At 44.1% G+C, this 12,871-nt stretch carries 11 protein-coding genes; 3 read left to right on the forward strand and 8 right to left on the reverse strand.

The genetic code is table 11. The annotated features are described in order from the left end of the window. Nucleotides 1-212 precede the first annotated feature (212 nt). The 3 genes from RMY31_RS16585 to RMY31_RS16595 form a co-directional block, all read right to left on the reverse strand. Nucleotides 213-839: a heme-copper oxidase subunit III gene (locus tag RMY31_RS16585; RefSeq protein ID WP_322663438.1), complete on the reverse strand. Its 627-nt coding sequence runs from the start codon at nucleotides 837-839 to the stop codon at nucleotides 213-215. 142 nt (nucleotides 840-981) lie between these two features. Then, nucleotides 982-2,718, reverse strand: coding sequence for a cytochrome c oxidase subunit I (gene ctaD, locus RMY31_RS16590; RefSeq protein WP_322663440.1), 1,737 nt, complete (start codon nucleotides 2,716-2,718; stop codon nucleotides 982-984). An 84-nt stretch (nucleotides 2,719-2,802) separates the two neighbouring features. Then, nucleotides 2,803-3,912, reverse strand: a complete 1,110-nt coding sequence (locus RMY31_RS16595; RefSeq protein ID WP_322663442.1) for a cytochrome c oxidase subunit II — start codon at nucleotides 3,910-3,912, stop codon at nucleotides 2,803-2,805. 402 nt (nucleotides 3,913-4,314) lie between these two features. On the opposite strand from RMY31_RS16595, the gene RMY31_RS16600 reads away from it, so the two are divergent. The 3 genes from RMY31_RS16600 to RMY31_RS16610 all read left to right on the forward strand — a co-directional run bounded on the left by RMY31_RS16600 (nucleotide 4,315) and on the right by RMY31_RS16610 (nucleotide 6,879). Continuing rightward, complete coding sequence (locus tag RMY31_RS16600; protein WP_322663444.1) at nucleotides 4,315-5,298, forward strand: heme A synthase; 984 nt, start codon at nucleotides 4,315-4,317, stop codon at nucleotides 5,296-5,298. Nucleotides 5,299-5,661: 363 nt separating this feature from the next. Beyond that, a complete protein-coding gene (locus tag RMY31_RS16605; protein ID WP_322663446.1) occupies nucleotides 5,662-6,606 on the forward strand; it encodes a heme o synthase in 945 nt (314 codons plus the stop codon). Nucleotides 6,607-6,609: 3 nt separating this feature from the next. Further along, nucleotides 6,610-6,879 (forward strand): DUF6887 family protein, encoded by a 270-nt coding sequence (locus RMY31_RS16610; protein WP_322663448.1) that lies wholly within the window; start codon nucleotides 6,610-6,612, stop codon nucleotides 6,877-6,879. Between the two features lie 132 nt (nucleotides 6,880-7,011). Here RMY31_RS16610 and RMY31_RS16615 read toward each other — a convergent pair whose 3' ends face one another. Genes RMY31_RS16615 through RMY31_RS16635 form a run of 5 tightly spaced genes read right to left on the reverse strand, consistent with a single transcriptional unit; the run spans nucleotide 7,012 to nucleotide 12,608 of the window. Continuing rightward, complete coding sequence (locus RMY31_RS16615; protein ID WP_322663450.1) at nucleotides 7,012-8,544, reverse strand: PleD family two-component system response regulator; 1,533 nt, start codon at nucleotides 8,542-8,544, stop codon at nucleotides 7,012-7,014. Between the two features lie 43 nt (nucleotides 8,545-8,587). After that, nucleotides 8,588-9,709 carry a hypothetical protein gene (locus RMY31_RS16620; RefSeq protein WP_322663452.1) on the reverse strand — a complete coding sequence of 374 codons (1,122 nt, stop codon included), beginning with the start codon at nucleotides 9,707-9,709 and terminating at the stop codon, nucleotides 8,588-8,590. Beyond that, on the reverse strand, nucleotides 9,706-10,662 hold the full coding sequence (locus RMY31_RS16625; protein WP_322663454.1) for a MoxR family ATPase: 957 nt from the start codon (nucleotides 10,660-10,662) through the stop codon (nucleotides 9,706-9,708). Before RMY31_RS16625 ends, RMY31_RS16620 begins: the two co-directional genes overlap by 4 nt. Continuing rightward, complete coding sequence (locus tag RMY31_RS16630; protein WP_322663457.1) at nucleotides 10,647-11,741, reverse strand: hypothetical protein; 1,095 nt, start codon at nucleotides 11,739-11,741, stop codon at nucleotides 10,647-10,649. The genes RMY31_RS16625 and RMY31_RS16630 overlap by 16 nt, the downstream gene beginning before the upstream one ends. Nucleotides 11,742-11,762: 21 nt before the next feature. Further along, nucleotides 11,763-12,608 (reverse strand): CHAT domain-containing protein, encoded by an 846-nt coding sequence (locus RMY31_RS16635; protein ID WP_322663459.1) that lies wholly within the window; start codon nucleotides 12,606-12,608, stop codon nucleotides 11,763-11,765. Nucleotides 12,609-12,871 lie beyond the last annotated feature (263 nt).

Raw genomic sequence — 12,871 nt, forward strand, 5'->3', positions numbered from 1 at the left:
CACAATTACAACTGAGGAATTACCTTTCATCCAAGATATGGAAATTGATGGGTAGCAGAATTTTGGAGAATTAGCGTTATGGGGAAATGCAGTGCAAAACAGGACGCTAAAACGTTCAAAGCAGTCGATCGCACCAATATTGACTAAAAAAGCCCCCAAAAGGAGGCTTGTATTAAGTTATTCGCGTGGAGTGAACAACTAATAATTAATACTCACAGTAGATACAGTAATCCGAACAAAATAATCCAAATTACATCAACAAAGTGCCAGTAGATTTCAGCGGCTTCAATACCAAAGTGCTTTTCGCTACTGTAATGACCTTTAACGCGCGATCGCCACAATACGGCAACAATCGCTAAAACACCGATGGTAACGTGTAGTCCGTGGAAGCCAGTCAAAACATAAAATGCACTGGCAAATAAGTTGGTAGTCAATCCAAATTCTAGATGGGTGTATTCATACACCTGTCCTACCAAGAAAACAGCACCCATTGCCGCCGTGATTGCTAACCAAGTGCGCGCACCCTGTGTATCATTCTTTTTAATAGCAGTATCAGCATTGTGCATAACAAAGCTGCTAGCAATCAGATTGACGGTGTTAACTCCGGGTAGCAATAATTCCAACTCTGGCGTGCCTTCAGGGGGCCACGCAGGTAAGGTAGCACGGAAAGCCAGGTAAGCTCCGAACAACCCCATAAAAATCATCCCTTCAGCGATCAGGAAGACAATTAGCCCAAACAGGCGATGGTCTGGATGTTCTTCGTGATGACCAGCCGTTGCTTCTGCTGTGTGGTGATGATTCAGTTCAGTTTTCGCTGGGTCAATAGTTTGACTTTGCATGAATCTTTATAAGTAAATGGGGACTGGGCACTGGGGACTGGTGACTAGGGACTGGTGACTAGGGAATGGTCACTGGGAAAGAGTTTTCCCAATACTCAATACCCAAAACCCGATACCCAATACCTAGTCCCCAGTATCGAACTTATTTACGGTCTTCGGGATTGGCAGCAACCGCGGGATCTGGTTCTGCTCTTAACACGGAGTTGGGGCCGCCAGACAAGACTGGATTGGGGTCAGATAAGGGTACACCTTCATTAGCCTTTTCCAAGCCGTAGTCGTAGGGGCCTGTGACCAGTACTGGGGTTGTATCAAAATTCTCGATCGCTGGTGGTGAGGTTGTCATCCACTCTAAGGTTAGTGCCCTCCAGGGATTATTACCTGCTTTTTCTCCGTACAACCAACTCCAAATCGCATTGATAATGAAGGGGAAGGTCGAAACTGCCAGTATATAAGCACCATAGGTGCAAATTTCGTTGAGGAAGGCAAATTTCGGGTCATATTGGGCAACGCGGCGGTTCATACCCATCATTCCCAGCTTGTGCATGGGTAAGAAGGTCATGTTTAGACCAACTATTGTCAACGCAAAATGGACTTTACCCCAAAAATCGTTCAGCATCCGTCCCGTCATTTTCGGGAACCAGTGGTAAATCGCTGCATAAATGCCGAGAACACTACCACCAAAAAGGACGTAATGCAAGTGCGCTACGACAAAATAAGTGTCGTGAACGTGAATATCAAAGGGTACAGCCGCTAACATTACGCCACTGATCCCGCCAATCACAAAGGTACCGACAAAACCCATAGCAAACAGCATGGCACTGTTGAGTCGGATTTTGCCGCCCCACATGGTTGCCAACCAGCTAAAAATTTTAATTCCTGTGGGTACGGCAATGATCATCGTGGTGATCATAAAGAACATCCGCAACCAACCGGGGATACCACTGGTAAACATGTGGTGTGCCCAGACGATTAGTCCTAAAAAGCTGATAGCCAGGGAGGAATAGGCGATCGCTTTATAGCCAAAAATCGGCTTGCGAGAATGCACGGGGATCACTTCTGAAATTGCCCCAAAGAAAGGCAAAATCATGATGTAAACCGCTGGGTGGGAGTAAAACCAGAACATGTGCTGGTACACAACCGGATCGCCACCCCCAGTCGGGTTAAAAAATGTCGTTCCTGCCAATAAGTCAAAAGCCAGCAGAATCAGACCAGCTGCTAATACTGGCGTTGACACCAGCGTTAAGGCCGAGGTGGCAAACATCGCCCAGCAGAACAAGGGCAATTGATTGAAACCCATACCTGGGATACGCATCCTCAGCATGGTGACGAGGAAATTGATTGCCCCCAAAATTGATGATGTCCCAAGCAAGAGGACGCTCATAATCCAAATTCCCTCACCCACTTGACCTGTTACCAAGCTCAGGGGAGGGTAGGAAGTCCAACCCGCATCGGGTGCATCGCCGACTAGTAAACTGGCGATCAGCAACAAACCAGCAGGCGGAATCATCCAAAAGGCAACAGCATTCAAACGTGGGAATGCCATATCCTTTGCCCCAATCATTAGAGGGATCAGGAAGTTCGCAAAACCCGCGCCCGCTGGCACAATCCACAAAAAAATCATGATTGTGGCGTGCAGCGTAAACAAGCTGTTATAGACTTCAGGCGTGACAAAATCCACTTCTGGTGTTCGCAGTTCCGTGCGAACTAAGTCAGCTAAAACGCCGCCTATACAGTAAAAAATGAACGTGGTGACAAGATATTGAATCGCAATCACCTTATGGTCGGTGTTAAAGCTGAAGTAGTCTTGCCATTTTCTCACCGGTGGTTCTTCACCATGAGCGGGGATGTTGGCAGTTTCTTGCAACTGAGCTTGTGTCATAGGAGTGCTGAGTATTGAGTAGAGACGCGATTAATCGCGTCTGTACAAGAGTCCTGAGTTGTTGCTTTTGACGTGGACTCTTGACTATTTGTGAATTTGATGTAGCATCTCTGGCTGAATTCCCATGTCCTTGGTGTAAGGAGCGAGAAATTCATTTGGGGATAGATCTGCGGGGTTCACAGCAACGGCTTGGTTAAGCGTTTCTTTGCTGGCAACTAGCTGCTCTTGCATCCATTTATCAAATGCTTCTTGTTTTTCAACTACCACCTGTGTTCTCATTGCACCGTGGTACGGCCCACAAAGTTCAGCACAGATGAGGGAATAATCACCCTCTTTGTTGGGCGTGAAGCGAATCTCGCTTTGCCTACCGGGGATCGCATCCTGTTTCAAGCGGAATTCTGGCACCCAAAAGGCGTGGATGACATCGTTGGCTGTCATATTAATTTGCACTTCGCGCCCGATGGGAACATGTAATTCACCGGTGGTTACACCAGTTTCAGGATAGGTGAAAAGCCAAGCGTACTGTAGACCTGTGACGTTGACCGCTAATTCTGGTGGTTGGTCTGCTTTTTCAGGAGTTGGGCCAATGGTGGGCGAAACCACACCGACACCAGGAGCATTCCGCTTTTGGGGAATTTGGTCAGCGTTGCGGACTGCTGCGGTGGCTGGGTCTTGCATCGCCTCATCGGATTTTTCTTGATTGAGGTTGGGTTCTGTGCTAGGTTGCGTATCGTTTAAAGTTGCGGCGAGAGCAGTTCCTGCACGCTGTGCGAACGCAGCTCCTGGCATCTTCATCGACATATTCTGAGTAATCGGGGCTTCATGAACAGCATGGGGGTTAAAGCCACCAATTTCGTTGTACACATCAAAGCTGTAGACAGAAATGCCGATAACGATAACTGCTGGGATCGCCGTCCAGAGTATTTCTAGAGGCACGTTGCCTTCAACTGGAGGGCCGTCTTCATTGTCACCTGCACGCTGACGGTATTTAATTGCAGAGTAAATTAAGACACCTTCAACTATCAGAAATATACCTGTGGAAACGATCATCATCGCGTTGAATAGACCATCTACCAAGACGGCTTCATCTGAGGCGGCTGTTGGCAACAGACCGTGATTTTGACCATACCAAAGGCTGACTAGCGTTAGCCCAATGCCAATGAGTAATGTCCAGATCGAACTTGGAATCTTCACGGTTTACTTAAATTAATTTACTACGTTATCTCAAAGCGACTCACTTACTAAGGTAGTCTAGGCTAGAAGACATTGAGTCTACTGGTCTGAAATTTTTATTAATTTTTTTGGCTAATTTACTAATCTTGAGTAAAAGAGACTTATTAGATACTGCCAAGAATAGACGTACATCAGTGAGAAAATTTAAGGAAAAATTTAGGATAGCAAAATTAACAGCCATTTATCATCTGTGACAACTTGAAAAATACCTAAAGCTTCAGGCTAAAACTAGCTGGAGTGCTTCAAAGTATAAGTGAAAGCTAAATTTATTAACCTTAGTCTGTACGCTAGGGTAAAGATGGATCGGTACTAAAAATTGAGGATTTTCCAAGCCTTACCAAGAGCGGGCAAAAGGTATTGTTCATGAACGAAATTGTCCTAGAACAACAAAATGAAGCGGCAGCAGAACAGCAAAAGCCCAAGGAAGTGATTCGTCGCTTGGTGTGGAGGATGTGCATCGCCACCTTAATTTTGATGGCAATAGGTAGCGCCACCCGCGTGATGAATGCTGGACTCGCTTGCCCTGATTGGCCTTTGTGCTACGGGGAACTAGTGCCAGCCAAGCAAATGAATTTCCAAGTGTTCTTAGAGTGGTTTCATCGATTGGATGCCGGTTTAATTGGAGTCAGCGCGATCGCCCTGTTTGGTTTATCTTGGTGGCATCGTCGTTCTTTACCCAGTTGGCTGCCTTGGGCATCCACATTCGCCCTGTTTTTAATCGTCTTTCAAGGCGTTTTGGGTGGACTCACCGTCACCGAACTGTTGCGGTTTGATATTGTCACTGCCCACTTAGGAACGGCACTGTTGTTTTTCACAACGCTGCTGATTGTCGGCACAGCACTCACCCCCTATCAGGGTACTAGAACCGTTGGAAATTTGCCTTGGGTAGGTTTAACTGCGGCGATTTTAGTTTACTTACAAAGTCTATTAGGTGCTTTGGTAGGGTCGCGCTGGGCACTGCACCAATGCTTTGGCGGTTCTCAACTTTGCAGTGTGATGTACAGCCATATTTTCGGATTAGTACCGCCAACTGTAGCTACCTTGGCAGTGGTATTTATTTCCTGGCGTACACCAGCATTGCATCCAGCTTTGCGGCGACTAGCAAATATGGCTGGTGTATTGTTAGTTTTACAAATCCTGTTGGGATTTGCGACTTTCCGGTTACACCTGCAAGTCGAGCCACTCACCGTCTCTCACCAAGCTGTAGGGGCTGCTTTGCTAGGAAGTTTGGCGGCTTTCACAGTTCTGGCACTGCGTGACTGGGCTGCTAGTCGTGAAATTGACGCTTATCCTGCCGGATTAACAGCAGTTGGTACAACTACACAAACAAATGGATCGAATCCATAACTGGGTACTGGGTACTAGGGACTAGGAAAGAGATATAGTCATAAATTTTCCTAATTCCTAATTCCCGATCCCCGATCCCCAGTCTCAAACAGCGAACTTGACATCACATCTAGCACCAAAACCTAGCAACTAGAAGTGGTGGAACCATCTAAACCCTCACCCTAACCTTCGCCTGCACTCCAAGAGACTACAAATCAGTGACTCTACAAATAAAGCTGTTAGTAGCACTCTTTCATGAAAACTGCAACGGCGAAGATTGCGACCCAAGCAGGTGCAAAAAGTCTGTGTTTTCGCTCAATGTTAAGAACCAGACCGAGCAGGGGCTGCACATAAGTTATTGAAAAATAAGGAAGTAGAGTCAACATGATTGAGACTAATGTCTCTCGCCACCACGAAACTTTTCTCCAAGTAGTTCAAAGCTACTACCAGTTAACGAAGCCACGGATTATTCCGTTACTGTTGATTACCACTGCTGGCAGTATGTGGATTGCTGCTAAGGGAGAAGTAGACCCATTGCTGTTGCTAGTAACTCTTACTGGTGGCACGTTGGCTGCTGCTAGCGCCCAAACTATTAACTGTATCTATGACCGAGATATAGATTATGACATGGAGCGGACGCGCCACCGTCCGATGCCTGCTGGTAAGGTGCAGCCGCGTGATGCTTTGATTTTTGCGATCGCTCTGGCTGTGATGTCCTTCACGCTGCTGGCAGTGTTTGCTAACCTTTTAGCCGCAGTGTTGGCATTTTCGGGGATCGTATTTTATGTTTTGGTCTATACCCACTGGCTAAAACGCCACAGCACCCAGAATATTGTTATTGGTGGGGCAGCTGGGGCAATTCCGGCATTAGTGGGTTGGGCAGCTGTCACAGGGACTTTAAGCTGGGCAGCATGGTTGATTTTTGCGATCGTCTTTTTGTGGACACCGCCTCATTTCTGGGCATTAGCTCTGATGATTAAAGATGACTACGCAAAAGTTGGAATACCAATGTTACCTGTGATTGAAGGTACTACAGTAACAGTGAAACAGATTTGGTACTATACGCTGATCACAGTCACAGCAACTCTGTTATTGGTTTATCCCTTGCACGCAAGTGGAATTTTTTATGCAGCAGTCGCCCTGAGTCTGGGAGGATTATTTATCCACAAGTCTTGGCGCTTGTTGCAAAATCCAGAAGATCGTACTGTAGCTAGAGATTTATTTCTTTATTCCATCTCCTACATGATGCTGTTGTGCTTGGGCATGGTGGTTGATAGCCTGCCGATTACCCATCATTTGATTAGTGCAGCGATAAATCTAATTGTTTAGGGCATGGATGAAAATGCGATCGCGTTGAGAAAAGGCGCGATCGCTCTTGTTCTACCACTTTTAAATATGAAACCAAATTTTAATGAAATGAGCCTCAAAGAATTACGAGTCTATGTGCTGGCTCATCAAAACGATAACGAAGCTTTCTATGCTTACATGGATAAGTCAAAGACAGAAGAAAATTGGGTAACAATGCCACCTTTGAATTCAATGGATGACTTTGACAATTACCCTGAGTTTCTTGAGAAAATTGCTAAAGACGTTAGAAGGTAAAGTATAAGCTTTAAATAGTCAGGCGATCGCGTTAATAAAAAGGTGCGATCGTATTTTGAGAGATTTAACCAAAAATTTTATTAATTTTCAGCAATACGCTTCAATTCTTAAACATTGCCTAAACGCACATGTTTATTCTGTTTTCTGCCATCCTTCAAAAGCGGCTAAAACTATTTTAACTACAGGTTGAGCTACTATCATCTCTTCCAAAGCTTGAGTAGCACCAGCTTTAAGCGCTCCAAGTATACGGTCTTTTAGAGTTTTATTTTTTTCTATTTCTTCAACCGCTTTAGCTGCTACTACCATTTTTTCGGTATTTGTTGTACTGGGATAAGTCTGCTCAATATTTTGAATAAGTTGTTGAATTTCTGCTGCGGCTGAAGCAAGATTTTCCTTTTGTTGGGGTGTTGGGTTGGTAACTTTACTCCTAATTTGAATAGATTTAATTTTCTCTGTATCCGAGAAAATCTCATTCTCTTGAAAAGAACCATCTCTATATATTAAGATTTGGTCACGTTTGTTAATCTCGCTTTTGAGTCGTAACAGCGATCGCACTCTTGCTAGTAGTTCGTTCATATCCAGTGGTAAACCAATAACATCGTCTGCTCCAGCGTCGAATCCTTTAATGATGCTGGATCTGTCAGGAAAAGCAGTTATTAGCAGAATTGGAATATAAGAGAGATTGGAGTTATTACGAATATGATGTGTAAGCTCGTAACCATCCATTTCTGGCATCCTGACTGCAAGTAATATTAAATCTGGTGGTGAAGTTTCTATTGTAGATACTACAGTCATACTACTGGTTGCTGTGTCCACTTGATAATTCCAACGTTCCAGAATAGCTTGAAGTGCAACGATGGTAGCAGGCTTATAATCCACAACCAGAATGCGAGCTACGGTAGTAGATGATTGTGAAGAATTCAAGCTAGTTGGGGATTGAGCAATAGAGCTAAATTCGTCAACAGAACTGGTTATTTGTTCGGGAATTGGCAAGTTTACTCCAGCAATACGTAATTGAGGCTCTGGGTTTGCTAGTAAACTTATCATCTCGGCTGTTGCAGGTTCTTGTTTACTACGGACAAAGTTTGCCATCCCACGAGCATAAATTAGCAGTGGCTTAAACTCAGCAAGTGGTTCTGTAAACGTCTCCATTAGGGATGCCATACGAACCCACTCCGCTTTTTCCTCTAATTTCAATTGTGAAAGAGTTAATGCCAATTCATGTGCTGCCTGACTTGGGCGCGTATAAGCTAACGCTGTCCACCTCTGAGCCTGAGCAAAATCACGCATATCGGGATCGTGGCTCTCAAGCTGTTGCCGCACATAAGTAAGTAAAAAATCAGACAGTTCATTAATCCGCTTTTCGCCAAAACGGGGATCTGCTTTCAACTGTTTCAACAGGGCATTTCGTACTGCTGTATTCATCTCATAGAGTTCATGCCCTACTTCATCACAGAGACTAGAAAGCAGCAGATCCGCCACAGCCATCCAAGGAATACTTAGTACTTCACCATCAATATCTCTTTGAAAATTCGCCCACAAGCGGTAAAGCAAATCTGGTGTAAGGGCTAACGGGAAAGCAGCATGGTAAGCCAGATATAGGTGCGCTTCTCCGAAGCGTTGACCAAAAGATTCAATTCGATGACTAGCAACTTCTGGCTTCATGCTCTCTACCCTTAAATACTCTCAGTTAGATTAATTACAGCCCTTACCTTAATTGTGCATTGATTCCCCGACCTCGTAACACATCGATCGCACCATCAAAACCCTGTCGGCTAACTTCAAACATCGGCACTAAACACGCAATTTCTCCCGCTGTAGTGCCAAACCAACGGTCTGTTGCCATAGGATTTAACCATGCAATATAACGCGATCGCTGTTTTAGTTGCTCAAGAAATTTTTGGGTTAACTCCAACCGTTCTAAACTAAAACCGCCTCGTGCTGCTCCTCCATCACTAAAAATTAATACAGCGGAACGCTCCGGGCGCAACTGAGCTAGAAAATCCGCGACAGGTTCGGCTTTTTGGCGCGTCTGGTCATGGTAAAGATACTTAGTTGGGCAATTATGAAAGTAATAAATACTAGCTTTTCCTAAGCGTCCACCTCGTAATGCCGTCTCAGCTAATCGCTGGGATAAGGCGTGAAAGGGAACCATCGATCCCTTATGGTCAATCAGTAACAGCAGTTCAGTTCTATTTACCCGACTGGGCATCAGTACAGGCTTTAGTAAAACTCCTTGGCGTACCACTTGCTCAATAGTTGCCTCTATGTCTAACTCTGTGAGCAAACCTTGGCGTACCATTCGCCGTAGATGTCGCCAGCTTTGTTTCATCTGCCGCCGCGTCACCGGAAAATATTCGTCAGTTTGGGTGAAGCGATTAACAGTAATTTCCTCATTGCTTTGAGTAGTAATATGTACTGCTTCAGCTACTTGCATTTCATCCTGTACTTCCATCAGTTCCGATGAAACGGCCACAGTTGCAGGTGTTGTATTTGGTGGCTCAGATGAATAATTACTCTCACTTTCTATCGTTTCTTGCGTAGGAGAAGGAGAGATAGTAGTTTTATCTTCTTGCTTTGTAACAGAGAGCTTTACAGGAGTTGTTACCTGCTGAAAGTGATAATTGAAGAGATGTTCTTCATCCTGAGATTTTACCCACAATGTACGGCACAGTTCTGCTAACGCTTCTTGGTCAGCTGTGCCAAAGCCTTTCTGTAAAGCTGTCAAAACAAGACGGTATTCATCAATACCCAATGGTAAACCTGCCTCGCGCAGTCGTGTAAAAAGGTCGAGTAGTGGTAGTTCTTCTTGGGGAGATTCTATCTTCATGCTTCAGACTGCGATCGCATTTGTTCGCCATAGCGGCGATAATCATCCCAACTCTTCAGCAACACCCCAGGATACAAAAGTTCAGTTTTCAACTTGCTGAGAATTTCATCGTTTTGATGATGGCTAAGAATCCGCACCCAATCCATCAATTCGCTGGTACTGACCTTTTTACCAGCTTCGCCCTTGTCTCGCCGCATTTCTTCACGCAGTTCTAAAAAGCGGTCAATAATTGCGTCCACCAATTCCACAGGTGAAATTGAAAACCTAGTCTTAACAATATTGATTAACTGCTGACGTTCGGGAAATTTAACGTAGTGAAACAAACACCGACGCAAGAAAGCATCAGGCAAGTCTTTCTCGTCATTACTGGTGATAAAAACAATTGGTATTGCTTTCGCCTGAATTTTCTTGAGCGGACTGTTGTGTTTTACTTCTGTGACTTCAAACCTTTGCTCATCAAGCTCTAGCAACAAGTCATTAGGAAAGTCAATGTCGGCTTTATCTATTTCATCAATTAACACGACGGTGGGCTGTTCGTTGCGAAAGGCACGCCCTAATGACCCCCACTCTACGTAGGCATCTGCATTTTTTGCTTGCACTGCGGCTTCTTCATCTATTTTGGAAGCTGCAAGTTGAGCATCCCGTAATCTGCCCACAGCATCATAAGTGTAAAGACCATCTCGCGCCCGACTGGTAGATTTGATGTACCAAGCTTCATAAGGCAAACCCAACTCATAAGCCACTGCACGAGCTAATTTTGTTTTGCCACACCCTGGTTCTCCTTTCAATAGTAAGGGGCGTTCGAGAGCGATCGCTAAATTCACTGCTTCTACCAATTTTTCACTCGGCAGGTAGGGATACAAAATTTGCCCTGTCTGCGGATCTTGCTCTCCTGCCTGGGGCTGCACCTTTCCCGTATATTTCAATTGTTTTCTGTCTACAGTTCCAGCCATCTGCTCGTTCCCTCATCGTGCAAATCACAACCCCAAATGCCGCAGATACGTTTCATGACTAGATCGGGAACTCCATGATTACCGTCTTGCAAAATAAACTTGACTGTGTATTCCACATAATTTTCCTGGGTAATAAATTCATCAGGCAGATCCTCGACTAGAGATCTAACCCATTCAGTTAATATATCCACTGGAAATTGGGACACCATTGGTAATCGAATAGGAATATGAGGTTCCCAAGTTGAAGTATATTCGTCGATGCACTCAAAAGTTGAATTGATAACACAACCGTTGTAGTCAACTAGAAACATCAGCAACTGGCAACTGTTTGTCTGATATAAATGTTTTTTTGCTACTTTCACTAAAGGTAGCCAGAAATCTTGAATGAATTGATTAATATCATTCAAACGGTCTAGATCGTCGAATAGCAGGATAACATGCTCTGTTTGCAATCTTTCGCAAACCTTAATAGCAATCTCATCAGGTGAATCATCATAATTAGCACCAAATTCACGCCCCAACTCTCGCCACAGCGCACTGACATCTCGCCTACGAACTCTACAAGATAACTTTGTTTTCAGTAGTGGAAAGCTTGTTTTACCCTGCATCATGACACCTATCAGGCGCTTCAGAAGTAGTTGTAAACTACACTCTGTATCTTCCGAAGAGCCATGAATTACAAAAGCGGCAGCTTGTTTTGTTTTTAGAAAGCTCCGGAATAAGCGCACATGGTCAATGTAATCTAGCCCTAATAGGACTTTGTAAAGTGTTTCTCTCTTAAAAAGCTCATCACTAACAGATTTCGCAGCATCCTGTTGTTTATTTCTAGTAAGGAAGTTTTCAGCCTGTTCAATCTCCTCTTCCAGTTCTTGAAGCTTCCAATCTAGTCCCTTAAGCTGAACGTCTTCTTCCTGAATTTGCTGTTCTAACTGAATCTTTACGGATGTACTGGTTTCTATTGCTAAACTTGTGCGTAGTCGCTTTACTTTATGATTACGCTGTTTCCATTCTTCGTGAAGACTATCATATTTTTCTTTTAACCTCTCGACTTTATTAAGTAAAAGTTGAACGGTGGGCATTGTCTACTTTCTTTGAGCAATTTACTGTAATATCTGCTCAATTTTGTCTAGCTCGTTAGCCAGACTTTCTAATTGAGCCTCTTCATCATGACGTTGCTGTTCTAATTGAAATTTAATCGTCACACTTGTCTCAATAGCAAGAGCTTCCTGTATTCGCGTGAGTTTCTTGTGCCTCAGGTTCCATTCAGCCTGAAGGGTTTCTAGTTGCTGCTGCAATCGTTGCTTTTGTCGTGGATTTATAGTCATTGTTTTATTTGAGACTATCTGCTGTATCTCTGTGACTTGAGACACTGGGCTTTGTTTTGTATGTAGAACTGGAGTCAAATGTTCTGAGATGCCTTGCAGTCTGATTTCTACACAACCGAACTTATAAGCTTTATCTATCGTCTGCCCTGCTGCCAATGCTTTGTAAAAACCAACAGCAAAAGCGATCGCGGCTTTGTCTCCAATTGCCTTATTCATACCAATGACAAACGGAATATGTTCTGCGATCGCTTTTGCTTGGGCTTCGGAATCACAAGCATTCAACAGCACACAATTTATGCGATCGGCTACCAATTCAAATAACGCGGCTAAAGCTTCAGATTTCACAGGCTGGTATTTTCCCAGTAAATCTTCAAAGCAAAGCTCACCTGTACCTGTTCCATGTCCAGAGAAATGCACTATTTGCGGCTCAACATCAAATATTGCTTGGCTGATATCCCCCGGACGCACAGATTCACGGGATTCTAAAACAAATTTATCTCGCTCTTTCGCTAGTTGCAGTCGCTCGCGAATCTCACGTAACTCTTCTCCTATGCGTAATCGCGCCGCATCACTGGGATCTGCTGCTAGAAACAGAATTTTGATTTTATCGGCACTGTTCATCTAGGCGATTAACCTGAAATTTAATGATTTTGCAGGTCAAGGCTAGAATTATCACATCTTTTCTGCTGCTATTAATGAAATCGCTTAATTAATTTTATGTTGCTATTTAAGTTGAAAAGTACCTAACCTGAGTTCGGGTTAAAGATAAGAAGGTAAAAGCCACTCCAGTTGAAGGCTAGGTTTCTTAGGTTGATGAGAATAAGCGATTAATCCGCACAAAACGTTAACACAAAAATTAACTGGGCTTCGATGTCTGGAATGTT

Source organism: Dendronalium sp. ChiSLP03b, from assembly GCF_034531165.2.
GTDB lineage: Bacteria > Cyanobacteriota > Cyanobacteriia > Cyanobacteriales > Nostocaceae > Dendronalium > Dendronalium minutum.

Bases quoted from the DNA above. Each gene is read 5' to 3' on its own strand.
- RMY31_RS16585 (WP_322663438.1), bottom strand. From the start codon at position 839: ATGCAAAGTCAAACTATTGACCCAGCGAAAACTGAACTGAATCATCAC.
- ctaD (WP_322663440.1), bottom strand. From the start codon at position 2,718: ATGACACAAGCTCAGTTGCAAGAAACTGCCAACATCCCCGCTCATGGT.
- RMY31_RS16600 (WP_322663444.1), top strand. From the start codon at position 4,315: ATGAACGAAATTGTCCTAGAACAACAAAATGAAGCGGCAGCAGAACAG.
- RMY31_RS16605 (WP_322663446.1), top strand. From the start codon at position 5,662: ATGATTGAGACTAATGTCTCTCGCCACCACGAAACTTTTCTCCAAGTA.
- RMY31_RS16610 (WP_322663448.1), top strand. From the start codon at position 6,610: ATGGATGAAAATGCGATCGCGTTGAGAAAAGGCGCGATCGCTCTTGTT.
- RMY31_RS16615 (WP_322663450.1), bottom strand. From the start codon at position 8,544: ATGAAGCCAGAAGTTGCTAGTCATCGAATTGAATCTTTTGGTCAACGC.
- RMY31_RS16620 (WP_322663452.1), bottom strand. From the start codon at position 9,709: ATGAAGATAGAATCTCCCCAAGAAGAACTACCACTACTCGACCTTTTT.
- RMY31_RS16625 (WP_322663454.1), bottom strand. From the start codon at position 10,662: ATGGCTGGAACTGTAGACAGAAAACAATTGAAATATACGGGAAAGGTG.
- RMY31_RS16630 (WP_322663457.1), bottom strand. From the start codon at position 11,741: ATGCCCACCGTTCAACTTTTACTTAATAAAGTCGAGAGGTTAAAAGAA.
- RMY31_RS16635 (WP_322663459.1), bottom strand. From the start codon at position 12,608: ATGAACAGTGCCGATAAAATCAAAATTCTGTTTCTAGCAGCAGATCCC.